Below are 25390 nucleotides of genomic sequence, written 5' to 3'. Positions count from 1 at the left end.
ATGAGAAAGGCCCAGTGTGACGAAGGAGTCCACGACCTCCGCCGGGGCAGGAATGTCTGCGACAGCCACGCCCACAACCGATGCAGCCCAGGTGCCCGTACTGGAGGCGCGAGCGGTGACCAAACGGTTCGCCGGGGTCACCGCCCTCGATTCCGTGAACTTCTCGCTTGCACCGGGCGCGAGCCTGGCGCTCATGGGCGAGAATGGCGCAGGAAAATCGACGCTCATCAAGGTGCTCACGGGCGTCTATCAGAGCGATGAGGGTGAACTGCGCTTCGGCGGGAACGCCGTTGCCTTCGCCCGGCCGCTCGACGCGCAGCGCGCCGGTGTGAGCACCATTTACCAGGAGGTCAACCTGGTTCCGCTCATGTCGGTGGCGCAGAACATCTTTCTGGGCCGCGAACCGAAGACGCGGCTTGGCCTCATCGACTTTCGTCGCATGTACGCGGATGCGCGCACGCTGCTGACGACCTACGGCATCCAGGTTGACGTGCGTCGGCCGCTGCGCAGCCTGGCGCTCGGCATACAGCAGATGGTGGCCCTCGCCCGCGCGGTCAGCATCAACGCCCGCGTCGTGATTATGGACGAGCCCACCTCCTCCCTCGAGGCCCGCGAGGTTGAGACGCTGTTCTCGGTCATCGGCATGCTGCGCGAGCAGGGCATAGCGATTGTCTACGTGAGTCATCGAATGGATGAGATCTACCGGGTTTGCGACAGCGTCACGGTGCTGCGCGACGGCAAGGTTGTGCACACCGGCTCGCTCGCCGAGTTGCCCCGCGTGGAGCTGATCTCGCTCATGCTCGGGCGATCTGTCGAGAAGGCCGGGCGCAACGGTGTCACCGCGTTCAGCGCCGCTACCTCGAGCGACGCACCACCCGTGCTCATCGCCTCGAAGCTGAGCCGCAAACACCAGATCGAGGGCATCGATCTGCAGATCAGGCCCGGAGAGATCGTCGGCCTCGGCGGGCTCCTCGGCTCGGGTCGCTCCGAGACGCTCAAGGCCATGTCTGGCGTGATGCAGCTCGATCGGGGCGAGGTGAAGGTGGGTGGCCGCGTGGTGCGCAGCGGAAGCGTGCCCGCCGCCATCCGGGCCGGCATTGTGATGTTGCCGGAGGATCGCAAGGCCGAGGGCATCGTGCCCAATCTCTCGGTGCGCGACAACATCGTGCTGGCCGCGCTGCCGCGGCTCTCGCGCGGCGGTTTCACCTCTCGTGCCAAGCAGGATGCCGTCGTCGACGTGTTCATGAAGCGACTGCACATCAAGGCCTCCAGTGCCGATCAGATCGTCTCAGAACTCTCGGGAGGCAACCAGCAGAAGGTGATGATCGCGCGCTGGCTGGCGATGAGCCCCAAGGTGCTGCTGCTGGACGAACCGACCCGCGGCATCGATGTCGGTGCCAAGGCCGAGGTGCAGGCACTCATCGACGAACTCGCCGGCGAGGGGCTCGCCATCGTGCTCGTCTCCTCGGAGGTTGAGGAGGTCGTCGAAGGATCGGCACGCGTGATAGTGCTGCGGGACGGCCAGGTCGAGACCGAGCTGACGGGCGTGCACGTTGACGAGGAACACCTGCTCGCGGCACTCGCCGGCGACAGGAACGAGCCGCACAGCGATGACGCTGCGCGAGAAGACGTGGGGGAGACGGCATGAGCCAGACCGCTGCCGTGACGACGGTGCTGCCGCAGCGCGGCGCCGTGCGTGGCTACATTCAGCGATACGGCGTGTATTTCGCCCTCGCCCTGCTGCTCATCTACAACCTTTTGTTCACGCCCAATTTCTTCGCCATCGACAACTTCCGCACCCAGTTCGTGCAGGTCGTTCCTGTGCTGATCGTGGCGCTGGGCATGGCGCTCGTGATCGGAACCGAGGGCATCGACCTTTCGGTGGGCGCCGTCATGGCGCTGGCCGCCGCGGTCATACCTCTCTATATCGGCTACGGATTCGTTCCCGCCGTGCTCATCGCCATCGCCATCGGTGCGGTGATAGGCGTGATCAACGGAGCGATGATCGCCTTCATCGGGGTGCAGCCGATCGTGGCGACCCTGGCGCTCATGGTGGCGGGGCGTGGCATCGCACTGCTCGTGGCAAACGAGCAGTTGAAGTCGGTGATAGACCCGGGCATCCTGGCGCTCGGCCGTGACTCGATCGCCGGAGTTCCCTACAGCGTTCTCATCGCGCTCGTGCTGGTGCTCGGGGTGGCGATCCTGGTGAACAAGACGACCTTCGGCAAGCAGCTGATGGCAATAGGCGGCAGCCGCAGGGCGGCGGAGCTGGCCGGGCTGCCGGTCAAGCGCATCCTCCTCATCACATACGTTCTCGCCGCAGGGCTGGCCGCCGTCGCCGGGGTGATAGGAACGGCCAGGCTCGGCGCATCCGTGCCATCGACGCTCGGCAATCTCATCGAGCTTTCCGCTATCACCGCCGTCGTCATCGGTGGCACGCCCCTGACGGGCGGCCAGGTGAAGGTCGTCGGCACGGTGGCAGGCGCGCTGCTACTGCAGTTCATCAGCGCCACCCTCATCAAACACAATGTGCCGGATGCGTATTCGCAGATCGCGCAGGCCGTGATCATTCTCGTCGCGGTATATATCCAACGCGGAAAGAGGTCGGTGCGATGAGCGTCACCGTAGAGCCCGAGGCCGGGCCCGTCACCAATAGTCAGCTTGGACGAGAGCGGCTCGCGGCGCTCTTCCAGAGCTACGGCGCGGCAATGGTGCTCGTCATCCTGCTCGTCGTGGGCAGTATCGCCTTTCCCACATTCCCTACCGCGTATAACTTCGCCAACATCGCCACGCAATCCTCTTTTCTGTTGATCGTCGCGGTCGGCATGACATTCGTGATTCTCACGGGCGGCATCGACCTTTCGGTCGGCTCCGTGTTCGCACTCGGCGGCGTGCTCGCCGCATACGGCTCCACCTGGGGCCTGCTCGGCGGGCTGCTGCTGCCGCTGGTGGTGTGCGGCGCGATAGGTGCGATCCAGGGCTTCCTCGTGGCATACGGCAAGATGGCCCCCTTCATCGTCACGCTGGCCGGGCTGCTCGGGGTGCGCGGGCTCGTGCTGGCTATTACGGCGGGAGGATCGAACACCCCGCTGATCAAGGATGCCGCCCTCAATGGCCTCGGGCAGGGCGGCTTCGTGGGCATCCGGTGGCCGGTGGTCATAGCGATTGTCGTCGTCGTGATCGGAACCGTGTTGCTGGCCCGCTCGGCGGGCGGCCAGTCGATTCTGGCTATTGGTGGATCCGAGAACGCGGCAACTCTTATGGGTCTGCCGGTGGCCCGCGTGCACTTCACGGTCTACGTGATCAGCGGGCTGTGCGCGGGGCTTGCCGGCGCGCTTAATGCCGCGTACTCGTCATCCGGTGTGCCGACAGTGGGTGTCGGCATGGAGCTCAGCGCGATTTCGGCCGTGGTGATTGGCGGCACACTGCTGACCGGCGGGCGCGGCAATCTCATCGGAACGGTGGCAGGTGTTCTGCTGCTGAGCGTGATTCAGAATCTCATCAACCAGGTGGGCTCGCTGAGCTCCTCGGTGCAGTCGGTGGTTTCTGGCGTGTTCCTGGCGGTGGTGGTGATCATCCAGACGGTGCTCTCGCGCACACAGCGGCTCTGACGCCAGACGCCGTGAGAACCACTGTGGCCGCCGTGAGCAGATGCTCAGGGCGGCCACAGTCATGAGGTGTGACTAGTTGACGAGTGCGAATCCGCCGGTCCACTGGATCTTCTCGCCGGCCGCGAGGGTGAGCTGCAGGAAGCCAACGGACTCCAACTCACGGGCACGCTTGAGCGATCCGGCGTCGACCGCGTTGAGGCCGCCGTCGGTCACGACGGTGGCGAGCTCGGCCTTCGCCTCCGCGTCGTCACCGGCGATGAGCACGGTCGTGGTGTTCTCTCCGCCGACCGAGCGCGTGGCCAGGGTCGCCGCGAAGGTGGTGTTGAACGCCTTGAGCACGCGGGCGCCGGGAACTGTCGCCTGAATCTGTGCCGCTGCGGATGCATCCGCCGGTGTTACGAGACTGTCGAACGTCGAGAAGTCGAGCGGGTTGGTCACGTCGACGATGGTCTTTCCATCGAGTGCGCCCGAGTACGTGGCGAGAACCTCGTCGATGGCCGGGTGCGGAATGGCGAGCACGACGATGTCGCCGGTGAGGGCATCGCCCAGCGTGCCTGCCGTGGCACCGGAGCCCGCAGACTCGGCGGCGGCCTGTGCGTGCTGCAGGTCACGGGAGAGGATCTGCACGCTGTTGCCGCCCGCGGTAGCGATGCCGGCGACGGCCGTGCCTATGTTTCCGGAGCCGATGATGGTGAGTGTGCTCATGAGGTTCGATTCCTTTCGATCGGGTGACCCGATCCGATTGGTTGTAAAGACAACTAAAAGATACCCCCATTTAGTTGTAGCGTCAAGTAACCGCGATAGTATTGGTGCATGGACGACGTTCGATGGCTCACCTCAGACCAGTTGCACGCCTGGCTGCGCCTGGTCGGGGTTGTGCAACTGCTGCCGGGCACGCTCGATACCCAGTTGCAACGCGACGCCGATCTCACCCACTTCGAGTACTTTCTTATGGCGATGCTCTCCGAGGCCCCAGAGCACTCCCTGCGCATGTCCGCTCTGGCCGCGCACGTCAACGCCACCCTGCCGCGCCTCTCCCATGTGGTGGCTCGCCTCGAGTCGCGAGGGTTCGTGGAACGGCTGCCCTGCCCCGACGACCGGCGAGCCACGCTGGCGCATCTCACCGAGACGGGATGGCAGAAGGTGGTGGCCACCGCGCCTGGTCACGTCGCCACGGTGCGCCAGCATGTCATCGACGTGCTCAGCGACGAACAGGTGCGGCAGCTGGGCGAGATATCCGAGACCGTGTTGCGGTCGCTCGACCCCACAAACCGGCTCGAGGTGCTCTCGAACGAGGCCGAGCACGCCTGAGCGGCTGGTCCGCCGGGCGCCGACGCATGAGGTCGCTCTCAGTGGGGGAGTGCAGTGACCGAAGTGCAGCCTTCGATCACGAGCGATGCCGGGCGACGTTGATCACGTGTCCATCAGGGCTCCGGACGAAGAATCGACGAATGCCCCACGGCTCGTCGGTTATCGGGTAAACGATCTCATAGCCACGTCGTTGCGCTTCTTCATACGCGGCATCGACGTCATCGACCTTGATGGTCATGACGGAGTCCTCCGGAGCTGTCGCGTCTCGAGTCACGACCTGGACGCACGCGCCCGAATCCGCGGAGGTGAACCGGGCCACCCACCCTTGGTTCATTCCCTCTTCGGTCAGCCCGAGGAACTCAAAGAACTCCCTCGCCCGCTCGACGTCGTCGGTGTGCAGGTTGGTGATCGCCTCTACCGCTTTCATCGTTCAAGTCTGACACCAGAGTCGTGCCGTGTCGGGATGCGAGAGCAATCCGGGCCGGCACGAATCGGGCCAGGATCGCGTGGAACGCGTACGCCAAGGGAGCGCCCCACTCAGCCAACGCTCAGCGGGACACGATCGAAGTTGCGGTCGACGCGTCGGCGCGTCGGCGTAGAGAAGAAGACGGTTTTCGATCTACCGTGACGTGACGTGACGTGACGTGACGTGACGTGACGTGAAGAGGGGCTGTCGCGAGTGACGGTTCCGTGGGTGAATCGACGCATGGATGATCGTGGCGCCCGGATGGCCGAGACTCTGCGCCGGGTCGAACTGGAACTGCCGTCATTGGCGCCGGCGTTGTGGGGAAATCTGCGAGGACCGGTCGGCGACGAGGCTCTTGCAGCCATGCGGGCCGCAGCGTGGCCAATGCCGCTCCCAGCCGAGCTCGAGGTACTCCTGCGCTGGCGCGATGGGCAGCCAGCACATGGTGAATGGTGGCCAACGCTCGATTGTGGTCCGCTTCTGAGCGCGGGCAGGATCGTTGAGTACGTCGCGTTGTTCCGGCAGACGGAACCGTGGCAGTGGAGTAGTGCGTGGATCCCGGTCGCGCAGGAGGGGTGGTACCAGGCAGCGGTCGACGCAGTGCCGGAACGGTCGGGCACCGTCATCGACGCGAGCTGGCCCGACCGGCCTCGAGCCGTCGCGCCAAGCCTTGCGGATGCCGTCGGCGCGGCCGTGGACCTTGGTCGAGCCGGACTTCTACCGGCTCCCGATGATGATCGCGCAAAACGGGAAGAACGTGCAGCATTCCTCGACGACCTTTGGCAGGCCGAGTGGGCCACCAACTGCCTCGGGCAGCGCAGTGAAATCGACCCTGGCACCTGGCCCGAATCCTGGGGCGGACCGCAAGCCGTCTAGAAGGTTCGAAAGGCACGCTTGGGATGCAGTCACTTGAGTAGAGATTGCCCCGGGCACCAACTTCTGCCGGCGAAGCGCGTTATCCGTTTCTTCGCTATCCGGTTCGGCGGTCGGGCTCAGACGGTCGGAGGGGTTTCAGACATAGCGGATGCATGGGCGCCGTGGCAGTCTGGGTGGGTGCGACCTCTGCGGTATTCGATCAACGTCTCGCTCGACGGCTGCGTCGACCACATGGCCGGCACGCCGGACGAGGAATCTCACAACCACGCGGCGCAGACCATTGCCCGTGCCGACGCGATCATCCTCGGCCGCACCACCTACGAGTTGATGGAGTTCTGGCGTACCGCAAAAGACCTGCCGCCGTGGATGCGGCCGTTCGAGGAGTCGATCAACGCGGCCAAGAAGTACCTGGTGTCGAGCACACGTGAACCAGACGGCTGGAATACCGAGGCGCTGAACGGTGACCCCGTCGAGGCGGTCAGGAAGCTGAAGGAGCAGCCGGGCGACGGGCTCTACGTCGGTGGCGTCACGCTGCCTTGCGCTCTGGCCGACGCCGGTCTCATCGACGAGTACGAGTTCGTCGTGTACCCGACACTCGTAGGCCACGGTCCCCGGCTATTCGAGGGTCTCGGTGAGCCGCTCGACCTGCAGCTCGTCGGGACCACCGAATTCGCCTCAGGGGTGCGGGCCGAGCGCTACGTCCCGGTCAGCAGCTCGTAGCCGCCCTCCGTAGTCGCCACCCACTTCAGCCCACTCACGGGTGAAGACGACGTTCCGGAGAACTACCACACACTCACCTGGACGCTCGAGGAGGTCGATGACTCGACCCGGCTCACACTCGCTCAGGACAACAACGGCAGCCCCGAAGCGGCAGCCCATTCACAGGGCATGTGGGACAGCCTCGTGCAGAGTGTCAAAACGATCACCGAGCGCAGCTAGCCCAAAGTCGTTGCGCCGCAGCGATCACGTTGGCGACGTTTACGCCGGCGGCGATAGCGTAGGTGGAGACAGCTGGAGGCTCCCATGGTGACGCACACCGTGATCGACTCGCCCATCGGCCCGCTCACGCTGGTGGGCGACGGCAGCGCGCTCACGGCCATCTATATGCAGGAGCACCGCCACCAGCCGGATGCCGCGACCTTCGGCGCACGCGACCCTCACGGTTTCGAGGCGGCCACCGCGCAGCTCGCGGAGTACTTCGCGGGGGAGCGCACCGAGTTCGAGCTGCAGCTTGAGCCGCACGGCACCGAGTTCCAGCGCGCGATCTGGCAGCTGCTGACACGCATCCCCTATGGAGAAACCTGGTCTTATCTGCATCTGGCCGAGCAATACGGTGACGTGCTGGCCATTCGCGCGGCCGCCGCGGCGAACGGCAGAAATCCGCTCAGCATTGTGGTGCCGTGTCACCGGGTCATTGGCAGCGACGGCAGCCTCACGGGTTACGGCGGCGGGCTCGCGCGCAAACGGTTCCTGCTCGACCTCGAGACACCGGTCGAACGCAGGGCGCCGGCCCTGTTCTGATGCTTTTCGCCTGCGCACCTCACGAATCGTTCGCGCTGCGCGTCTACAGGATGTGAGTGTGAAACCCTTCGAAGACATCGTCGCCGAGCACGGTGAAACGGTGCTGCGCGTCTGCCGGGCCGTTCTCGGGCCGGTGGATGCCGACGACGCGTGGTCGGAGACGTTCCTTTCTGCGATGACCGCGTATCCATCGCTGCCACCCGGCAGCAACGTGCAGGCCTGGCTGGTGACCATCGCGCATCGCAAGGCCATCGACGTGACACGGGCGCGCGGTCGCGCGCCGGTGGCCGTTGACGACGTGGAGCTGGTGGGCGCGCATGGTGCCGGCGAGGCATCCGGTGTGGTCGGCGGCGGCGTGGTGGCGGGGCCGGAGTCCAGTACCAGCTGGGACGGCGACCTGTGGAACGCGCTGAGGGCACTCCCACTCAAGCAGCGCGAGGCTGTGGCCTATCACTACCTCGTCGGGCTTCCGTATGCCGAGGCGGCCACCATTCTCGGTGGCTCCGCGGATGCCGCGAGACGGGCATCCGCCGACGGCATCGCCGCGCTGCGCCGCAGCTATCCCGAGGGAGAGAACGCATGATGACCAGCACCGAACACCCGAACCAGACCGGCAACGCCGCCGAGATCTTCGGCTCGCTGCCAACTCGCGACGCCGAAACGCTGCGACACCTGCACGCGCGCCTTGAGCGCGAATCGCAGGCCGCGGGAATTCTCGATGTGGCCTATCGAACCATCGACACGCCCGTCGGATCGGTGCTGCTGGCTGCCACCGAGGCGGGGCTCGTGCGGGTCGCCTTCGAACGAGAGAGCCATGACCGCGTGCTCGAACTGCTCAGCGAGCGGATCAGCCCACGCCTGCTGCGCTCGCCGGGGCGCCTCGATGCTGTTGCGCGGGAACTCGACGAATACTTCGCCGGACGACGCACGGCGTTCGATCTGCCCCTCGACTGGCGGCTCTCGAAGGGTTTCCGGCGCGAGGTGCTCAGCAAACTTCCGAGCATCGCCTACGGAACCACCGCCAGTTACGGCGCCATGGCACTGGCAGCGGGCAGCCCCCGGGCCGTGCGGGCGGTGGGAACGGCGTGCGCCACCAACCCTCTTCCCCTCGTGGTGCCCTGCCACCGCGTGGTGCGCAGCGACGGGTCGATCGGGCAGTACGCGGGCGGCCCTGAGGCCAAGAAACTGCTGCTCGCGCTGGAGCACGCGGCGTGAGCACCCGGCAACTGGAGTTCACGGGGCCGTACGCCGCGGCATCCGTTCTGGCGGCGATCGTCGCCCACGCCGTACCGGGCCTCGAGCGAGCGGATGCCGTGCGCGGCACGCTCACGCGGCTCATCTCCACCTCGCGCGGCCCGGTGCCGACGACGGTCTCGATCGCCTCCGAGCGCGTCGACGCGTCCGTCGATACGGCGGATGCGATGGCGCTCGCCGAGGTAGTCTCGGTCGTGCGCCGCTGGCTCGACCTGGATGCCGAGCCGGCCCGCATCGGCTCGGCGCTCTCGGTTGACCCGCTGCTCGCGCCGCTCGTGCGCGCCCGCCCAGGGCTGCGGGTGCTCGGCAGCGTCGACGGTTTCGAGACGGCCGTCACCACGGTGCTCGGCCAGCAGGTCTCGCTCGCCGCAGCGCGCACCTTCGCCGGCAGGCTCGTGGCGGCCTACGGCACGCCGGTGCCCGATGCCCGGCCGTCGAACGCGGCGGCGGGAGCGGGAGCAGGGGCGGATGCCCTGCACACCTTCCCGACGCCGGCCCGCCTCGCGGCTGCCACCCCCGATCAGCTGCAGAAGGCCATCGGCCTCACCGGCGCGCGCTCCCGCACCGTGCACGCGCTCGCCGAGGCCTGCGCGAGCGGACTGCACATCGCCCCGGACGGCGATCATGTCGACACGCGGGCGCGGCTGCTTGCGCTGCCCGGAATCGGGCCGTGGACGGTGGACTATCTTGCCCTGCGCGCGCTCGGCGACCGCGACGCGTGCCCGGCCGGTGACCTGGTCTTGCGGCGTGCGCTGGGCGTCGCGACATCCGCCGCGGTTCTGCAACGGGCCGCCGCCTGGTCCCCGCTACGCGCCTACGCGGTCTTTCACCTGTGGACGCACGCCGCGTACGACGTGTGAGGCGAGAGCGAGTCGCGTGGGTGTTCGCTCAGATCACGGTGGCCGCGCCCCTCGTGCTTACTTCGTCCCTAATGAGGTTCCGAAGCCGCTGCCGTTGCGCGCGAGGCCCATGAGGAGAATGCCCGCCCACTCCAGGGCGTGCGTTGTCTCAAGCCCGCCGGCGTCAAGCGGTCGCATGTCCAGTGTCTCCAGGAATGCTGCCACCTGCGCGCGCGACGCCGGGTCGCCCCCGGCGAAGAACACGTCCAGCGGCGCCTTGGCTTCGAGCACACCGCCGAAGACCGTGTTGAACGCCTTGATGACCTTTGTGCTCTCCGGGGCCGCGGCGGCAATCTGCTCGGTCGCCGAGTTACCGGGCGTGGTGACAACACCGCTTGCATCGGCATTGAACGGGTTGGTGATTTCGACGAGGGTCTTGCCGGCCAGCGCGTCGCCGTACTGCGTGACGACGTCGACGGCGCTCGCGTAAAGAACGGCGAGGAAGACGATGTCACCTGCCGGTCGTGCGCCGAACGTACCGACGGTCGCGCCGGTGCCGATCTGGTCAGCAAGGGCTTGAGCCTTGGCTGCGTCGCGGCCCATCACTTCGACGGTGTGGCCGTGCTTCACTGCTCGAGTGCCGATGGCCGCGGCCATGTTCCCCGCGCCGATGATGCTGATTGTGGTCATTGTGTGCTCCTTGTCGTATCTATTTCGATTCATCGAGGGGTTCTGGATGCTTGCTTCTTGCAAATGACTGAGGCACCCCTCCGGTAGTGGGATGCAACCGGAGGGGTGCCTCAGGTATTCCCACCTTTTGGAGTAGATTGGCCAGGTGGAAATCAGAGGGATCACAGCAGCGCCGACCGTCCGTCGGCGAGGCGCCCAAGAGCGCCATGACAGGCTCATCGCCGAGGCGCGGCGCGAGTTCGCTGTTCGCGGAGTGGACGCCTCGTTGGAAAAGATCGCTCGCGACGCGGGTGTTGCCATCGGAACGCTCTATCGCCACTTCCCTACGCGGATGGATCTGCTTCTGGCCGCCTTTCAGCCCCAGCTCGAGGAATTTCTCGGCGGTGCCACGCAAGCAATGCAGCACGACGATCCCTGGGAAGCGTTCGCCGACTACCTGGAAAACCTCTTTCGGGTACAGGCAGGCGACAGGGGTTTCAACGACTTCCTTTCCCGACGCTTCCCCGGCAGCGCGGAGACCGAGCGCATCCATGACGAGATGTGTCGACAAATCGAGCACGTGCTCACCCGTGCGCAAGAGGCCGGCGAGGCGCGCCCCGACATCACGCTCGCTGACATCGTCAACCTCATCTGGTTCAACGGCCGGGTGATCGATGCCACGCGTCTTGCTGCGCCCAACGCCTGGCGACGTCAGCTTCACCTCATGCTCGATGCGTACCGAACGGAGCGGGCGCATCCGATCCCCGAGCCGCCGATGACGGACGAACAGCTCTACGACGCGATGGTTCAGCTCAACACAACAGACTGAATCGCGGCGGTCGCCTGCGGCGAAATGGTGCGGCGCATCCTCAGTCAATGTCGGTGGTGCGGGCTAATCTGAAATTAGTTGGAAAAAAGTTCAAAACACTACATGTAGTGGAATGACAAGAGTGTCATTCACGTTATATAGTGGAGAACCACCGCAAGGGCGGAAGAAGCGGCCGACACCGTTTCGACATCAAAACTTCTCAGGGAGGCCATCATGGACTACGAAAACGACAGTGTTGGCGGCTATGCAGTTCCCGTCGACCCCATGGACATGCTGCAGTGCGACAGCTGCCAGTAGGCACTGATTCGCGGCAGTAACAACAACTGCTCGAAGCCCCGGCTCACCGCGATGGTGAGCCGGGGCTTCGTCTGTCAAATTCGCCTCCAGTTGATACCTGTCCGAACCACGCCTCCAGGCTGTTGCGTTTGAGGTAGCTGAGTGAGAATCCCTTACGGGCGGGCTATATGCGACACCCGCATCTTGATTAACCAGCGGATCCCGGTGTTCGAGCGGAAGCGCCCGCTGTTCGTCCGTCTATCGGGCACGTGTATCAGCCGTGCGTAAACTCGATCGCGTGATCGACGACGGGGCCAGCGCCGCATACTCACGCCGTGCAGCTGAATACATTGAGCTCTTCGGATCGATGAGCGCCGTGCACCCTTCAGATCGTCGGCTTGTATCAACGTGGGCCAATGAGGTCAAGGGCAGCGTCATCGATGCAGGTTGCGGGCCCGGTCAGTGGACGAACTTCCTTATCGAACGAGGCCTTTCTGCCCAAGGCATTGATTTAGTGCCCGAGTTCATCGAGCGTGCGCGAAGCACCTACCCCGACGTACCGTTCACAACCGGCAGCCTCAACGCCCTCGACGTCAGAGACGGTTCCATTGGCGGGATTCTCTCCTGGTATTCCCTGATCCACCACGAGCCCGACGCAATCCGGGTTCCGCTTCAGGAGTTCAGCCGAGTACTCAAGCCTGGAGGCGCGCTGTTGATCGGGTTCTTCGAAGGCCCTGTGGTTGAGGAGTTCGCTCACGCGGTCACGCCGGCATATCGGTGGTCCGTGGAGGCCCTCAGCGAAGAGCTGACAGCGACTGGCTTCGACGTGATCGAATCACACGTCAGGAAAACTGCTGGTCAGCGGTCTCAGGCTGCGATTATTGCCCGACGCCGGGGCGACCGCTGAAGGATCGACTTTCGAGTTCTCTCTATCCGTTGCGGATCGGCCTTGACCAACAGTCCTGGGGCGAGGACCTGACCGTCCCCGACCCATTCGGAAACCGCCTCATCTTCCACGCGCCGACCGACGCCGAAGGCTGAGTGCGCGGTCGGAGGTTCCTCCAGCAGGCACCAGCGGCGGTCAGGCGAAATCACGAGCCCCCTTGACGTGCACTTCCGCCCCGCATAGGTCTGATGGAGAACCTGATCCGTTCAGAACTCGCAGCGCGCGGGTGGACATAGGCGGTGCTCGTCGAACACCTGGACGTGTCTCGTCAGACGGACGTCGCCTCGAAACCGGAAAGCGCGATCCTTCACTTCCGCTGGCGTTCCGCATCTCCCGCCTCTTTGAAAAGCCGATCGGACGCTTCTTCGTCCCGACAAACGATTCCCGAATCGACGATCGGTGACGTCACGGGACGTCCGCAAGCCGGTCGGCCTGCATGCGCTTTCGGGAGGAGGACAGGTCGCGGGTGAGTCGCCTTTCTCGACCTCATCATTCGAGGTCGGACGCGTCACGGCGGGTGTGCAAGCACCCGAAGGATTAGGATCTCGTCGCCGTCGAGGCGATAGAAAATGCCGAACGGGAGCGGGCGCATTCGCGCGCGCCTGACGTCGGGGAATCCGTCAACTGGCGGTGCGCCCCTGGGGAAGCTGAGGAGCCGTTCCACGACGAGGTCGAACTGGTCGAGGAACCGATGTTCGATGTCGTCGTCCATGGCCCGGTAGTAGCCGCAGATCTCGCTCAGGTCGCTCACCGCAAGTCCGGTGAGCCGGACTGTCACCGGCCAGCCCGCAGCTCGGCACGCACCTGGTCCCAGTCGCGGATCTTCTCGGGAGCATTCCCAACCTCGTCGAGCGCGGCGACGAGAAGGCGTCGCTCCTCGTCGCTGGGTACGTAGACGGCCTCGCCGAAATGGGTCCGTAGCGCTTCCTGCACCACTTCTGAGCGGGTACGGTGCTCGACCGCGCGTGCTCGCTCGACGATCTCAAAAAGTTCTTCTGGCAGTGTGACTGCCACCTTGCGTGCAGCCATTTCGTCTCCCAGCCGACAACTTTGGTATGACAAAATCATACCATTTGCGGGCCAGGAACGGGGATGCGACTACACCAAAACTGCGCACTGCTGCCCGCAAGCGGACCTGCTACCGGGCGCTCTCAAGCACTCCCGCAAGCCGTTCGTCAAACGCGACGGCCTTTCGGGTGGTCGTATTATCGCGGGATGGTAGCAAGCCGCGAGATCCGTTTCTTTCCGGACTGGGGTCATCGGTGGCCATTGTGGGGCACTGCTCTTGAGGACGAGCTATTGCTGACGCCGACAGACCTGTCGTTGTCACGTGAGTTGACCGATGATCTTCGAGCATGGTGGGACTTCTGGGATGCTCACCTGCAACCGGATCCGCCTGGTCCAACGGAGCCGGGTTGGGATAGTGATCAAAATCGTCGCGTCTGGATAGCGGCCGGTCACGTGTTGGCCCAACGACTCAGCCAGGAGCTCGGCCCAGAGTATGAACTCAGAGTGCAGCTTCTCGGCTACGAATGAGGGTGCGTGATCCACCGCTCGGCGGAGTCGGTTGTGATGGGACCGCTCAGTTGTGGATTCGCAGTTTCAAACACGAAAGCGCGGATCATGTCGTCGCCGGCGGGTTTGAGCTGGATGTCGTCTCGTCCCTCGATCGCATTGGCCACGTTTCCAGGTCGGTTGCAGAGAGCTCCGAGTGGAGGTAGCGACGTAGATGTCGTTGGTCGTCTGGGTTACCGGTGTCTGTCCTGGATTCACAATTCTGTGGTCTGTTCAGTCGAAGTAGTGTCCTTGATCGATGTCGTCGAGGAGGCCGGGGTGGGTGGGTGTCCAACCGAGTAGTTGTCGGGTGATCGCGCTGGACGCGGGCATGTCGGAGCCGAGAAGCGCGGAGAGGGGCATGCCGAATTCTTCGGCGGGGCGGGATTTCGCGGGCACGTTCAGGTGTCGCCCGATAGCTTCGGCGATGTCTTTGACCGCGACGCCTTCGTCGCCGACGGCGTTGAGGACGGAGCCGGCGGGGGCGTGCTCTACGGCCAGACGGTAGAGGGTCGCGGCGTCCTTGACGTGCACGGCGGGCCAACGGTTGGTCCCGTCGCCGGCGTATCCGGAGACGCCCTCGGCGCGCGCCCTGGCGATGAGCTGCGGTATGAAGCCGTGCCGTTCGCCGCTGCCGTGGACGGAGCGGGGGATCATCACCAGGCTGACGCGGACGTCTCGGTCGACAGCGGTCAGGGCCGTCTGCATGTTCGTGATGCGAGCGGCGATCGGGCCCTCGGCCACAAGTTCATCCTCTTCGGTCGCAACGCGTCCAGGTGCCGAAAGGGTCGCTCCCGTGATCAGCAGCGGCTTCCCGGTGCCGCTGAGTGCGCTTGTGAACGCGTCGATGGCGGCGGCGTCGGCTGGGGCGCCCCCGATCTGGCCCAGGGCGTGATCGTAGGCGAGGTGGATGACGCCGTCGCTTTCGCCCGCAGCAGAGCGCAGGACCTCGAGGTCGGCAAGACCGCCCCGGCGGACCTCGGCGCCGGAGTGCTCGATCGCGGTCGCGGACGCATCCGAACGAGCGAGCCCGACGACGTGATGGCCTGCGGCGATGAGTTCCGGGACGACGGATGATCCGATCCAGCCAGACGCGCCGGTGACGAAGATGCGAATAATGAGACTCCTTGTTCTTGTTCACGGTCCGCAGCGCGGCTTCGATATCTCATCTGATGCGACTGCGTTGCATCAATAATAAATGATGCAACGCAGTCGCGTCAACCGATGATGCGATCCGGTCGCGTCGTCTAGGGTGTGAATATGGGCAGATGGGCACCGGATGCGCGCGAACGATTGCAGGATGCAGCGCTCGAGCTGTTCTCCGAGAACGGGTACGAGGCCACGACTGTGGCCCAGATCGCCGAGCGCGCGAACTTGAATCGCGCCACGTTCTTCCGCCACTTCGCCGACAAACGCGAGATCCTGTTCGGAGGCGAGGAGGTCCTCAGCGGGCTCTTCGCCGACGCGATTCGTCAGGCTCCCGACGACGCCGACGTGTCCGCGTGTCTGGCGGGTGCATTGAAGGCGGCGGACGCCGTGATGACGGCCGAGCAGCGCCGCAGAGCCGCGCAACGGCACCGGATTGCCGAGGCGAGCGTCGAAGTGCGCGAACGCGGTCTTCTGAAAACGGCAGGGATCGCGAACTCGGTCGTCGGATCCCTTCTCGAACGCGGCGTCGAAGATCTGACCGCTCGCCTCGGAGCAGAGATGCTGATTCTCGCGTTCAGCCTCGCGCTCCGCAGATGGATCGAATCAGCCACCGACGAACCGTTTTCGCAATACGGTGCAGCAGCACTCGCCCGGCTCCAGGAACGTGCGCTTCAACTCGGCCAGGGCCCCCCGGACTTTCCGGCATAACGGGCGAACCGATGGCACGCCGCCGATCACCCACGCTGTATCGAAAGCGGATCCCCTGCTGACATCACCAACTGTCCGGTGAACGTTCATGCAGCGGGCGTCGTCGGCACTGCGGTGGATCAACTGTCGAGAGCACGATGCCGAAGATGGCGAAGGCCCAGTTGCAATGAGAGGCCGATCAGGGCGCCCGCGACCCCGCCGCCGAAAAGCAAGCCATCCACAGCAAGCGGGCTGGGATGGCTGAGCAAACTGTCATGGAAAGCGAAAAGAGCGGGCCCAGTGGCACAGCCCACAACAAGAACAGGCGGCCATAGCGATTTGAGACCGGCGCGAGGGGGGACAATGCGCAGGAAACGGCCGGCCACCACAATGAAAGCGAAAAGCCCCGCCGCCGGAAGTGCGAAAGCCAGCAGCGCGAGCAAGGGCGGATAGCCCTCAAGAAAGACCTTCGAGACGACGAATGGAATCGCCAGCACACACGAGAGCGCTCCAGCCGCAACGACGGGATGCGTACGAACCCGCGAAAGCAACGCCTTGTCGCCCCACCGCATGACTGCATGCGCCGACCGCGGATGCCATCGCAGGAACCGCGCGCACCTCAAGCCCAGTTCCACCGCGTCCGCCAGCCAATCTGGCTGATCACCCATCTGCGCCCGAGTCCGCACAGCCCGGCCCGCCGCGACGACAAGCACTCCGGCCGCAACGGTCGCCGCCGACAGCGCTGCCAAAGCCGCGAGCTGCCAGCCCGTCTCCATATTCCACTGAAGCCGATGAAGCCCGAGCGCGGTGGCGATCCACTCTCCGGCCTGCGTTGCCGCGAGCACAAGAAGAACTGCAAGGCTAAGTCGAAGCAGATCGGCGACTCGACGTGTCGGCAGCGGCCTGTCCCGCCGGCACAGCAGCGTCCGAATCGCCCCCGCCACTACCAGGACGGGAATGATCGCAAAGTCGAGGGAGACCAGCACGTCGAAAGGATCGTCCTGCCATGGCTGCCGCAGATCAAAAGCAGCAACTTCCTTCGTCCACCATGTCAGCAGGGTGAACACGATCGCCACGCCAAGCGAGACCATGATCGCGATGCCCGCTCGCACGCGCACCCGATCACCAACCTCGAGCGTCGTTACCTCCACGCGAAAATTCTACGCTCGTACATGAAGGCCGAGTGCGAGCGCCTGCCCGGGAGTGCTCGCATACGTGGACGGTGCTCCGGCCGGCTGGTGCTCCATCGCCCCGCGCTCCACCTATCGCAGGCCTCGCTACCGTGGGCAGGGCCTCATGCACACTCTGCTCAACGGCGCCGTTCACCACGCTCGCGAGCACGGCGCGCGCGTTGTCGAGGGATATCCGATCGAGATGTCGGGAGCCACCGGCGAAGTCCGGGTCGACATCACCTCCGGCTACGTCGGCACCACCGCACTTTTCGAGCGGGCCGGTTCCGAGCGCGCGATGAAGACCGTGGCCCACGGCGGCGGCCGGTCGCTCTCCGGATGGATCCGGATTCTGTGCGGCTCGCACCAGCAATACACTTCTCAGCGGCGTCGCGCTGACGGGTTGAGCAGCGCTGGCGGCGTATCGTTCTTCTCTTGTGATGCCAAGTCGACGCCGGGCGCGACGATTGCATCGATCGCGTCGAGAACCTCGGCGCTGAGTACGGTGTCGGCTGCGGCCAATTGACTGTGCAGGTGATCAATGGTGCGCGGGCCGATGAGGGCGCTGGTGACGGCAGGGTGTGCGGTGACGAAGCCGAGCGCTAGCTGGATCATCGTCAGACCGGCGTCATTGGCGACCGTGGCGAGCTGTTCGATGGCGTCCATTCTGGCCCGGTTGGATGGGATCGATGTGTCGAAGCGTTGCGGCATGAACGCGGAGCGGTTGGTGGTGATCGCCTGGCCCTCACGGATCGCGCCCGACAGCCAGCCCGAGGCCAGCGGACTCCACACCAGCACGCCGAGCCCATACTGCTCGGCCACGGGAAGAACGTGGGTCTCGATTCCGCGTTGCAGGATTGAATAGCTTGGTTGTTCGGTGACGTAACGGCCCAGGTGGTGCTCGCGGGCGGCCCACTGGGCTTCGACGAGGCGGTAAGCGGGAAAGGTCGAGGTGCCGAAGTAGCGGATCTTTCCCGCACGCTGCAGATCGGTCAGCGCCGACAGGGTTTCCTCGTCACTGCTCGTTGGGTCCCACCGGTGAATCTGGTAGAGATCGATGTGGTCGACGCCGAGGCGGCGAAGACTGTTGTCCAGCTCGGTGACCAGCCAGCGTCGCGAGCTGCCCTGATAGCCCGGCTTGTCGCTCATCGGCAGGCCAGCGGTCGTGGCGAGCACGATGTCGTCGCGTCGACCGGCGATAGCCTGGCCGACCATCTCCTCCGACTGGCCCTGGCTGTATACGTCAGCGGTATTAATGAGGTTGATCCCCCCGTCGAGGGCGGCGTCGACGAGGGCGGTGACCTCGTTCTGGCTGGTGCCTCCGAGCTTGCCGAAGTTCATTGCGCCGAGCGCGAGAGAGCTGACCTGCACACCGGTGCGGCCTAGAGTGCGGTATTGCATGCGTGTTCCTGACCTGAAAGTGGGTTGTATCACGACGTGAAGCCTGGCATCGGTCGGCATCGTCTGACACAATGACAAGTGGATCCTTGTTCCGCTAATCACTATACGGAACCTTGATCCGTTTGACACGTCACGGAGGTTTCGGCGTTATGGTCAGCAACGAAGGCGAGTCTGAATCACCGCCACTGCCGCCGCCACCGCGCAAGCGCGCCGACGCCCGGCGCAATGAGGAGACGCTCCTTGAGGCTGCCGGGGCGGCATTCCTCGCATCCGGAGTCGATGCGCCCGTGCGAGATATCGCGGCGCGGGCTGGTGTTGGAATTGGAACGATCTATCGCCACTTCCCGACGCGCGCCGATCTGATCGTCGCCGTGTACCGGCACCAAGTTGAGGCTTGCGCCGAAGCGGGGCCGGTGCTCCTGGCCACGAGCGACACACCGCACGGAGCCCTGGCGCAGTGGATCGATCTCTTCGTAGATTTTCTGGTCACCAAGCAAGGTCTCGCCGAGGCGCTACGCTCCGACGATGCCGCCTTCCAGAACCTCCACTCCTACTTTCTCGACCGGCTTGTCCCGGTATGCTCTGGGCTGCTCGAGGCCGCCGCAACGGCCGGCCAGATTCTGCCACGCATCGGTGCCTACGAGCTAATGCGTGGAGTCGGCAATCTCTGTATCGGCGCGGGCGCAGATCGCCGCTACAACGCACGTCGCATGGTCGAACTCCTCATCGCAGGACTGCGCCCGCACCCAGACACAGCCGCAGATCCTCACGCGCCGCGCGGTTAACCGCAGCACGAGCGCCCTGGCTTGCACAAACACAGCGACGCGCGATGGATGCGACGCGGCCGCCCGCCCATCGGCGTTCACCGAATACTCTCGCCGTTCCCTTGCGGGCGCCCTCTTCCGTCGAAAAGTGGTCTCGAGCTTCTCCCGCGATCGGGCATAACCCCGTCCGGTTATCGTCCCTTTGCCGGCAGATCGTGTCGGACATGTTTTTCTGTTTCCAGGGGTGAGTTCTCGTCCGTGGGACCGGTGGTGGTGAGAATTTGCCAGAGGCTCTCGAGTGTCGTTTCTGCTGCGGTGCGGCGCTCCGTGAGGGGAGTTGTTGTGGTCAGCGTCCATTGGTCGATCGTGGTGAGCGAGGCGATGGTCCAGGCGGTCAGCAGGTCGAGGGGTAGATCCCGGCGCACGACGCCGAGCGCCTGCCCGATTCCGAGAGCATCCGTCACCCAGGCGATCACGGTGCGGCGCACTCGTGCGATCGTGCGATCGACGGCGACGTTGGCGGAGTTGTGGAACATGCGGCCGAGGTCCATCAAATCGGGGCGCGTCGTGGTGATCCGGCCGAGCCGATCGAGCATTTTCGACAGTTCCGGCCGAAAGGTGGCTGTGGTCAGCGTCTCCAGTCGCGGCGGGCGGACCTCCGCGAGCAGGTCCACAGACAGGCGCTCGGTGACCCAGTCGTGCAGCGCGGCCTTGTCGACAAAATGGTGGTAGAAGGAGCCTTTGCCCATCTCCGCCCGCCTCAGGATGCCGTTCAGCGACGCCCCCTCGAGCCCGCTCTGAGCGAATGCGTCCGCCGCGGCGGCGGCGAGGCGAGTGGCCGTGGACGTGGCGAGTGGGCGGGCTGGACGAGACACGCTCTTGATCGTAGACTCAATTCGTGTACCAGTCAGTACAGGAATGATGAGGCATGTGTGAGCGAGACAATCGTTGTCGCGGGAGCCACCGGTTATGTCGGACGACATGTCGTCGAGGCGCTCGACGCGCGCGGCTATCGGGTGCTTGCGTTGGTTCGCTCGCAGGAACGGGCGGAAGCCCCGGGGCCGTTCGGCGCGCCGTCGTTGCGCGGACGGGTTGCCGAGTGGAAGGTCGTGGACTATTCTGACTCGACAACGCTGCGGGGTGTCTGCGAGGGCGCCGGCCGCCTCGTCTCTGCTCTGGGAGTCACCCGGCAGAATGCGAGCCCATGGGACATCGACTTCCTCGGCAACTTGCGTCTACTGGAGGACGCAGAGCGCCACGGGCTCGCATCCTTCCTCTACGTCAATGTCCTGCACTCGGAGAGCGGCACGTCGCTGACCATGCGCTCCAAGCACGCGTTCGCCGAGGCGCTGCGCCGCAGCCGCGTAGCGGGCCAGATCGTCAACCCGTCCGGTTACTTCTCCGACGTCACCGATTTCCTGCTCATGGCGAAGAAGGGGTTCGGGTTCACCCTCGGGGATGGCACCGCGAAGGTCAACCCGATCCATGGCGCCGATCTCGCAGAGTTCATCGTCGAGCATCTTGCCGAGCCGTCGGCAAGCTGGGACGTCGGCGGCCCCGACACTCTCACATACCGCGAACTCGAAGAACTCGCGTTCAGAATCGCCGGACGCCGCCAGCGCATCCTCCGCGTCCGACCCGGGATCCTGCGCCCACTTCAGTGGGCGGCCGATCGAAGCTCTCCCCGCGTCAGCAACCTCACGCGCTTCTTCCTTGAATCCCTCCGAATCGATGCCGTCGGGACTCCGACGGGAGACCGGCGGCTCGAGCCATACCTCCGAGCGATCCACCAACCGCCAGCAGGAAACATGCGAAGCCCGTCGTTGTGGGTGGAAAAGTATTGACGCTCGTGGAGCGCGGGCAGATCGAGTCGAGGAAGAGGACTCCAGCAGGCATCCGTAGACTGGGGGAGTGACAGTGAACCCCGAGATTCAGGGCAGGGTCTACCCGCCCACCGCCCCATACCTGGTCGGGCGCGAGAAGGTTCGCGAGTTCGCTCGCGCCGTCTTCGCCACCAACCCCGTCAACCTCGATGCGGATGCCGCGCGCGCGGCCGGTCACGCCGACGTCGTGGCGCCCCCGACCTTCCCGGTGGTCGTGCAGGAGGCGACGCTCGCTCAGTTGCTCGCCGACGCGGATGCGGGCATCGACTTCTCGCGCGTCGTGCACGGCGAGCAGCGCTTCAGCTACACCCGCCCGATCGTCGCCGGAGACGAGCTGACGGCCACGCTCACCGTGACAAGTGTGAAGACCCTCGGGGGCAACGCCATGGTGACGGCCGAGTCGGCGATCACCGACGCATCCGGCGCCCACGTCGTGACGGCCATATCCACCCTCGTGGTGAGGGGAGACGCATGAGCGCGCCCGCTTTCGAAAGTCTGAGCGTCGGCGATGTGGTCGCCGAGGCCGCGTTCGGCATGACGCGCGATTCGCTCGTGAGGTACGCCGGGGCATCCGGAGACTTCAACCCCATTCACTATCGCGACGATGTGGCGGAATCCGTCGGCCTGCCCGGCGTGCTCGCGCACGGCATGCTCACCATGGGGCTGGCGGTTCAGCCCGTCGTCGACTGGGCCGGCGACCCCGCGCGTGTCGTCGACTACCAGGTGCGGTTCACCCGGCCCGTCGTCGTCGACCCCACTGATGGAGCCGAACTCGCCGTCGTGGCGACGGTCGGCCTGCTCGATGCCGACGCGCAGATCGCACGCATCGACCTGACCGTGCGCTTCAACGGCGACACGGTGCTGGGCAAGGCGCAGGCGCGCGTCAGCCTGAAATAGCCGGATGCCCGTGCCCGCCGATTCCGCGACCCCTCCCGCCGACGCCGCGCCGCTCGCGCTGTCGACGCTGACGACCATGCGCGTCGGCGGCGTACCCGAGCGCCTCGTCGAGCCGGCCACCGAAGCCGAGCTCGTGCAGACGGCGCGTGCGGTGTGGCGCAGCGGCGACGAGTGGCTGCTGCTCGGCGGTGGCTCGAACACCGTTGCGAGCGACGAGGTCTTTGAGGGCACGGTGATCCGCGTGGCGACCCGCGGCGTTGAAAAGCTGCCCTCCACCGCAGGCCGGGTGCGACTGCGCGTGCAGGCCGGCGAGCCGTGGGATGAGCTTGTCGCGCTCGCGGTGCGCTCCGGCTGGGCGGGAATCGAGGCACTCTCGGGTATCCCCGGCAGCGTGGGCGCAGCGCCCGTGCAGAACATCGGTGCATACGGCCAGGAGCTCTCGTCGGTGCTCTCGGCGATTGATTTTCTCGATCGTGACAGTGGCGAGGTGCGGCACATTTTCGCGGATGAGCTCGGGCTCGGCTACCGCACCTCAGCTCTCAAGCGAGGCCTGCTCGGTGTGGTGCTCGCCGTCGAACTCGAGCTGGATGCCGCGGACAGTGAGCTCTCCGGCGGCGCGCCGAGTGCGCCGGTTCGCTACGCGCAGCTGGCCGACTCGCTCGCGGTCGGCATCGGGGAACGGGTGCCGCTCGCCGAACTGCGGCGCAGCGTGCTGGCGCTGCGCGCATCCAAGGGCATGGTGCTGGATGCGACGGATCTGGATTCGGTAAGCGCCGGCTCCTTCTTCACGAACCCGATCGTCAGCGAGAATTATGCGCGCACCTTGCCTGGGGGTGCCCCGCGCTGGCCCATGACACCCCCCGAGCCCGACATCGTGACGCCGCTCAATGCGAACACGCCGGCAAGAGCCCCGTCTTTGGGAGGCGACTATGTCGTGAAACTCAGCGCCGCATGGCTGATCGAGCAGGCGGGCATCCATCGTGGATTCGCCCTGCCGGGCTCGCGCGCAGCCATCTCGAGCAAGCACACCCTGGCCATCACGAACCGAGGCGGCGCGACGGCGGTCGAGATTGTGCAGTTGGCCACCTTCGTGCAGCTGCGGGTGCAATCCGAGTTCGGCATCACCCTGCAGCCCGAGCCCGTGCTCGTGGGCCTCGCCCTCTAACCTCCTGTCGTGAGGGGCGAACTTTGGCCCCTGATTTCGCAAAATCAAGGGCCAAAGTTCGCCCCTCAGCGAGAAGGCGGGGGAGGCGAGGCCGGCTCAGGATGCGACGCGGCGGCGCTGCAGGCGGCGCACCGCGGCGAGCAGCCCGAGAACCAGGATGAGGCATCCGAGGGCCAGCACGCCCATGACAACGAAGCCGCCCGGCGTGAGCGTGGCCGCCCAGCTGCCGAAGCCGGCCCGGCGATCCGGGGAGGTGACGATGAGCATCGTCACCAGGCCCACCGCGGCAAAGACCGTGCCCCACACGATGCCGGCCCAGCGGGTCCGGGGTCGCGCAGCGGTCGTCGTGGTTTTGTCAGGCCCCGCTTCGGAGGCGTCGTGTATTTCCGCGGCGAGCACCTCAGTTTCGGCAAAGTCCTCGCCGATGGGGGAGGTCGCATTCGCGGCCTCGTCCCGCTCGAACTCAGGGGTTGTCATGTCGCTCATTTGTTCGTTCCTGTCTGATCGCTGGCCGCGGCATCCTTGTAGTACTGCACGCCGACCGAGCCGGCGGTCTGCGTGACGCGCACGATGACATCCGGCGTCTTCGCGGTGCCGTAGCTGAGGGTCGCGTCGCTCGCGCCGTTCGACCGATGGGTGACCGCGGCATCCTGACTGGTGACCGTGTCATCAGGAAGCCAGGTGGAGCCCCACAGCGCCACTCCACCGTCATCGCGCACCGACTCGACCCGCACGGTGATTCCCTCGCGCGCGGTGACGTTCACGCTGCCGGCCCACTGCAGCACGTCTATCACGACCGGCTCGCCGTCGGGCCTCAGGTCCTGCTTCTGCAGAAAGATCGAGTAGCTTCCCACCGGCTGAAAGACCCGCGTAGAGGTGTCTGAACCGTGGTACCCGGCAACGAAGGTGAAGTCCCTGTCGCGCGGCGGCAGCGCCGTCAGCACGGTGGTGATGGCGAGCAGAATCGCGACGAACGCAAGGAACCCGCTACGGCGACGCATGGCTCCGGCAACGACCATTGCCAGGCCAACCACGAATGTCGCGAGGGCGAAGCCTACGGTCACCTCGTATCCGCGCCAGTCGGGGGTGCTCGCGGTCACTAGTGCCGCAATGCCGCCGCCCACAATCGCGAGGCCAAGAGTGATGGCCACGAACGCCCCGCTGGTGCGCGGGTTCGCCAGCCGTCGGATGCGCCGCGTCTCGGCCGCCTGCGCCGCAAGCGCCTGCGCCTGGGCTCGCATCTCGGCGGAGCGCTGTTCGCGGATGGCGCGTGCATCGGCATCCTGCTGCGCGCGCCAGGCGTTGTGCTGCTCCTTCCACTCCTGCTGGCGCTGCTTCCAGGCCTCGAATTCCTCGGCGGATGCGCCCTCGGCTGGTGCCGTTGGCGCTCCGGGCGCGGTGGAGCTTGGAGAATCGCGCAGCGATTCCGCGACCCCGGCGCCGAGCGAGCCTGCGAGCGAGGGCAACCCACCGGGCCCTTCGGCAGGCTCAGGGACCGGGCCTTTTGCGCCGGTGTCCGCGCCCGAAGCGGTGGTGGGATACGCGGAAGCCGTTCGCGCATCCGCACCACCACTTCGAGAGTTTGAATTGGAGCGCCTCGACGCCCAGATGACAAAAGCGACGATGACGCCAATGACGAGCACGCTCCACAGCCCACGTCCAAGGGATTGCGGCCAGTACGGCTCGCCCCAGAATTGCGCGCCGGCCCACCACACGCCCTGCGCAAGCGGTAGGAATGCCAGCAGAACGAGCACGCCGATGCCCACGATGGCAGGTTCGAATACGCCGCGAATGAGGCGTTCGAGGTGGATGTCGTCGTTCGCGTCGGGCAGCAGCAGCCATGCGGCCGCGTAGACAAGAAAGACGGGGCCGCCGAGTACCGCTATCACCACGATGATGCCGCGCACGATGAGCGCGTCGATGCCGAGGCGAATGGCGATGCCGCCGGAAACGCCGCCGATCCAGCCGTCCTGGCGCACGATGCCGAGCCCGCGCATCCAACTGAAGAAGCGCTGCCCGCCGGTTCGCGGCCCTGTCGCTGAGTCTGCTGTCGCGCCCGGTGCATCCATGGGTTCCGAATCGGTCGGGGGCGTATTTTTCTTTGCTGCCATGCTTTGATGTTC

30 protein-coding genes and 3 pseudogenes are annotated in these 25390 nt (G+C 65.5%); 22 read left to right on the top strand and 11 right to left on the bottom strand.

The features are described from left to right. The first annotated feature begins 16 nt into the window (after positions 1-16). From ASC63_RS02220 to ASC63_RS02210, 3 genes are read left to right on the top strand one after another with little or no spacing between them, the layout of a single operon-like run. Entirely contained in the window at positions 17-1648 is a 1632-nt protein-coding gene (locus tag ASC63_RS02220) for a sugar ABC transporter ATP-binding protein (protein ID WP_235491730.1), read from the top strand. Further along, on the top strand, positions 1645-2616 hold the full coding sequence (locus tag ASC63_RS02215; RefSeq protein ID WP_055809340.1) for an ABC transporter permease: 972 nt from the start codon (positions 1645-1647) through the stop codon (positions 2614-2616). Before ASC63_RS02220 ends, ASC63_RS02215 begins: the two co-directional genes overlap by 4 nt. Further along, positions 2613-3611 (top strand): ABC transporter permease, encoded by a 999-nt coding sequence (locus ASC63_RS02210; RefSeq protein ID WP_082487061.1) that lies wholly within the window; start codon positions 2613-2615, stop codon positions 3609-3611. Before ASC63_RS02215 ends, ASC63_RS02210 begins: the two co-directional genes overlap by 4 nt. Before the next feature lie 72 nt (positions 3612-3683). Here the strand turns inward: ASC63_RS02210 and ASC63_RS02205 are convergent, their stop codons facing one another. Further along, positions 3684-4316 carry an NADPH-dependent F420 reductase gene (locus ASC63_RS02205; protein ID WP_055809336.1) on the bottom strand — a complete coding sequence of 211 codons (633 nt, stop codon included), beginning with the start codon at positions 4314-4316 and terminating at the stop codon, positions 3684-3686. 108 nt (positions 4317-4424) lie between these two features. Here ASC63_RS02205 and ASC63_RS02200 point away from each other — a divergent pair, with 108 nt between their 5' ends. Then, positions 4425-4922 (top strand): MarR family winged helix-turn-helix transcriptional regulator, encoded by a 498-nt coding sequence (locus ASC63_RS02200; RefSeq protein ID WP_055809333.1) that lies wholly within the window; start codon positions 4425-4427, stop codon positions 4920-4922. Between the two features lie 76 nt (positions 4923-4998). On the opposite strand, the gene ASC63_RS02195 is transcribed toward ASC63_RS02200, so the two are convergent. Next, positions 4999-5349, bottom strand: coding sequence for a VOC family protein (locus tag ASC63_RS02195; protein ID WP_055809331.1), 351 nt, complete (start codon positions 5347-5349; stop codon positions 4999-5001). 279 nt (positions 5350-5628) lie between these two features. Between ASC63_RS02195 and ASC63_RS02190 the strand changes: the two genes are divergently transcribed. The 7 genes and pseudogenes from ASC63_RS02190 to ASC63_RS02165 all read left to right on the top strand — a co-directional run bounded on the left by ASC63_RS02190 (position 5629) and on the right by ASC63_RS02165 (position 9899). Next, positions 5629-6264: a hypothetical protein gene (locus tag ASC63_RS02190; protein WP_157487548.1), complete on the top strand. Its 636-nt coding sequence runs from the start codon at positions 5629-5631 to the stop codon at positions 6262-6264. 177 nt (positions 6265-6441) lie between these two features. Then, the gene (locus tag ASC63_RS02185) at positions 6442-6984 is read left to right on the top strand and encodes a dihydrofolate reductase family protein (RefSeq protein ID WP_055809326.1); all 543 of its coding nucleotides are present in this window, start codon (positions 6442-6444) and stop codon (positions 6982-6984) included. Between the two features lie 57 nt (positions 6985-7041). Further along, positions 7042-7203 (top strand): annotated as a pseudogene (locus ASC63_RS16775) (SRPBCC domain-containing protein); the annotation flags it as partial. Positions 7204-7287: 84 nt separating this feature from the next. After that, positions 7288-7785 carry a methylated-DNA--[protein]-cysteine S-methyltransferase gene (locus tag ASC63_RS02180; protein ID WP_055809324.1) on the top strand — a complete coding sequence of 166 codons (498 nt, stop codon included), beginning with the start codon at positions 7288-7290 and terminating at the stop codon, positions 7783-7785. Positions 7786-7837: 52 nt separating this feature from the next. Then, a complete protein-coding gene (locus ASC63_RS02175; protein WP_055809321.1) occupies positions 7838-8368 on the top strand; it encodes an RNA polymerase sigma factor in 531 nt (176 codons plus the stop codon). Continuing rightward, positions 8368-9000, top strand: a complete 633-nt coding sequence (locus ASC63_RS02170; protein WP_055809318.1) for a methylated-DNA--[protein]-cysteine S-methyltransferase — start codon at positions 8368-8370, stop codon at positions 8998-9000. Before ASC63_RS02175 ends, ASC63_RS02170 begins: the two co-directional genes overlap by 1 nt. Beyond that, positions 8997-9899, top strand: coding sequence for an AlkA N-terminal domain-containing protein (locus ASC63_RS02165; RefSeq protein ID WP_055809316.1), 903 nt, complete (start codon positions 8997-8999; stop codon positions 9897-9899). Before ASC63_RS02170 ends, ASC63_RS02165 begins: the two co-directional genes overlap by 4 nt. 57 nt (positions 9900-9956) lie before the next feature. On the opposite strand, the gene ASC63_RS02160 is transcribed toward ASC63_RS02165, so the two are convergent. Beyond that, positions 9957-10568 (bottom strand): NADPH-dependent F420 reductase, encoded by a 612-nt coding sequence (locus ASC63_RS02160; RefSeq protein ID WP_055809313.1) that lies wholly within the window; start codon positions 10566-10568, stop codon positions 9957-9959. A gap of 145 nt (positions 10569-10713) precedes the next feature. Between ASC63_RS02160 and ASC63_RS16830 the strand changes: the two are divergent. From ASC63_RS16830 to ASC63_RS02150, 3 genes and pseudogenes are all read left to right on the top strand, one after another. Then, positions 10714-10860: pseudogene (locus tag ASC63_RS16830) on the top strand (hypothetical protein); the annotation flags it as partial. Positions 10861-10899: 39 nt separating this feature from the next. Continuing rightward, entirely contained in the window at positions 10900-11376 is a 477-nt protein-coding gene (locus tag ASC63_RS02155) for an SbtR family transcriptional regulator (protein ID WP_235492333.1), read from the top strand. Between the two features lie 574 nt (positions 11377-11950). Continuing rightward, positions 11951-12559 carry a class I SAM-dependent methyltransferase gene (locus ASC63_RS02150; RefSeq protein WP_327063320.1) on the top strand — a complete coding sequence of 203 codons (609 nt, stop codon included), beginning with the start codon at positions 11951-11953 and terminating at the stop codon, positions 12557-12559. A gap of 547 nt (positions 12560-13106) precedes the next feature. Here the strand turns inward: ASC63_RS02150 and ASC63_RS02145 are convergent. Together ASC63_RS02145 and ASC63_RS02140 are read right to left on the bottom strand one after the other, a co-directional pair. Next, positions 13107-13376, bottom strand: coding sequence for a type II toxin-antitoxin system RelE/ParE family toxin (locus ASC63_RS02145; protein WP_055809307.1), 270 nt, complete (start codon positions 13374-13376; stop codon positions 13107-13109). Next, positions 13373-13627, bottom strand: coding sequence for a ribbon-helix-helix protein, CopG family (locus ASC63_RS02140; protein WP_055809304.1), 255 nt, complete (start codon positions 13625-13627; stop codon positions 13373-13375). The genes ASC63_RS02145 and ASC63_RS02140 overlap by 4 nt, the downstream gene beginning before the upstream one ends. A 186-nt stretch (positions 13628-13813) precedes the next feature. On the opposite strand from ASC63_RS02140, the gene ASC63_RS16195 reads away from it, so the two are divergent. Beyond that, positions 13814-14134 (top strand): hypothetical protein, encoded by a 321-nt coding sequence (locus ASC63_RS16195; RefSeq protein ID WP_157487545.1) that lies wholly within the window; start codon positions 13814-13816, stop codon positions 14132-14134. A gap of 252 nt (positions 14135-14386) precedes the next feature. On the opposite strand, the gene ASC63_RS16770 is transcribed toward ASC63_RS16195, so the two are convergent. Then, on the bottom strand, positions 14387-15208 hold the full coding sequence (locus ASC63_RS16770; protein WP_327063359.1) for an NAD-dependent epimerase/dehydratase family protein: 822 nt from the start codon (positions 15206-15208) through the stop codon (positions 14387-14389). 204 nt (positions 15209-15412) lie between these two features. Here ASC63_RS16770 and ASC63_RS02130 point away from each other — a divergent pair, with 204 nt between their 5' ends. After that, positions 15413-16009 carry a TetR/AcrR family transcriptional regulator gene (locus tag ASC63_RS02130; RefSeq protein ID WP_055809300.1) on the top strand — a complete coding sequence of 199 codons (597 nt, stop codon included), beginning with the start codon at positions 15413-15415 and terminating at the stop codon, positions 16007-16009. 119 nt (positions 16010-16128) lie between these two features. Here the strand turns inward: ASC63_RS02130 and ASC63_RS02125 are convergent, their stop codons facing one another. Further along, entirely contained in the window at positions 16129-17139 is a 1011-nt protein-coding gene (locus ASC63_RS02125) for a hypothetical protein (RefSeq protein WP_055809297.1), read from the bottom strand. Between the two features lie 52 nt (positions 17140-17191). On the opposite strand from ASC63_RS02125, the pseudogene ASC63_RS16765 reads away from it, so the two are divergent. Further along, positions 17192-17332: pseudogene (locus ASC63_RS16765) on the top strand (GNAT family N-acetyltransferase); the annotation flags it as partial. A 206-nt stretch (positions 17333-17538) separates the two neighbouring features. On the opposite strand, the gene ASC63_RS02120 reads toward ASC63_RS16765, so the two are convergent. After that, positions 17539-18558 (bottom strand): aldo/keto reductase, encoded by a 1020-nt coding sequence (locus tag ASC63_RS02120; protein WP_055809294.1) that lies wholly within the window; start codon positions 18556-18558, stop codon positions 17539-17541. A gap of 149 nt (positions 18559-18707) precedes the next feature. Between ASC63_RS02120 and ASC63_RS02115 the strand changes: the two genes are divergently transcribed. Further along, positions 18708-19343 carry a TetR/AcrR family transcriptional regulator gene (locus tag ASC63_RS02115; protein ID WP_055809291.1) on the top strand — a complete coding sequence of 212 codons (636 nt, stop codon included), beginning with the start codon at positions 18708-18710 and terminating at the stop codon, positions 19341-19343. A 170-nt stretch (positions 19344-19513) separates the two neighbouring features. Here ASC63_RS02115 and ASC63_RS02110 read toward each other — a convergent pair whose 3' ends face one another. Beyond that, positions 19514-20197, bottom strand: coding sequence for a TetR/AcrR family transcriptional regulator (locus ASC63_RS02110; protein WP_055809287.1), 684 nt, complete (start codon positions 20195-20197; stop codon positions 19514-19516). A gap of 57 nt (positions 20198-20254) precedes the next feature. On the opposite strand from ASC63_RS02110, the gene ASC63_RS02105 reads away from it, so the two are divergent. The 4 genes from ASC63_RS02105 to ASC63_RS02090 all read left to right on the top strand — a co-directional run bounded on the left by ASC63_RS02105 (position 20255) and on the right by ASC63_RS02090 (position 23267). Further along, positions 20255-21166, top strand: coding sequence for an SDR family oxidoreductase (locus ASC63_RS02105; RefSeq protein WP_055809284.1), 912 nt, complete (start codon positions 20255-20257; stop codon positions 21164-21166). Between the two features lie 67 nt (positions 21167-21233). Next, positions 21234-21680, top strand: coding sequence for an FAS1-like dehydratase domain-containing protein (locus ASC63_RS02100; protein WP_055809280.1), 447 nt, complete (start codon positions 21234-21236; stop codon positions 21678-21680). Beyond that, positions 21677-22102 carry a MaoC family dehydratase gene (locus tag ASC63_RS02095; protein WP_055809276.1) on the top strand — a complete coding sequence of 142 codons (426 nt, stop codon included), beginning with the start codon at positions 21677-21679 and terminating at the stop codon, positions 22100-22102. The genes ASC63_RS02100 and ASC63_RS02095 overlap by 4 nt, the downstream gene beginning before the upstream one ends. Positions 22103-22112: 10 nt before the next feature. Beyond that, positions 22113-23267, top strand: coding sequence for a UDP-N-acetylmuramate dehydrogenase (locus ASC63_RS02090; protein ID WP_268765130.1), 1155 nt, complete (start codon positions 22113-22115; stop codon positions 23265-23267). Between the two features lie 96 nt (positions 23268-23363). Here ASC63_RS02090 and ASC63_RS02085 read toward each other — a convergent pair whose 3' ends face one another. Both ASC63_RS02085 and ASC63_RS02080 read right to left on the bottom strand, forming a co-directional pair. Beyond that, positions 23364-23753, bottom strand: coding sequence for a hypothetical protein (locus ASC63_RS02085; protein WP_055809271.1), 390 nt, complete (start codon positions 23751-23753; stop codon positions 23364-23366). Next, on the bottom strand, positions 23750-25378 hold the full coding sequence (locus ASC63_RS02080; RefSeq protein WP_082487050.1) for a PspC domain-containing protein: 1629 nt from the start codon (positions 25376-25378) through the stop codon (positions 23750-23752). Before ASC63_RS02080 ends, ASC63_RS02085 begins: the two co-directional genes overlap by 4 nt. Positions 25379-25390 lie beyond the last annotated feature (12 nt).

The organism is Leifsonia sp. Root112D2, from assembly GCF_001424905.1.
Taxonomy (GTDB): Bacteria; Actinomycetota; Actinomycetes; order Actinomycetales; family Microbacteriaceae; genus Root112D2.
The sequence above is the reverse complement of the archived record's forward strand: the minus strand, read 5'-3'. Positions and strand labels throughout refer to the sequence as shown.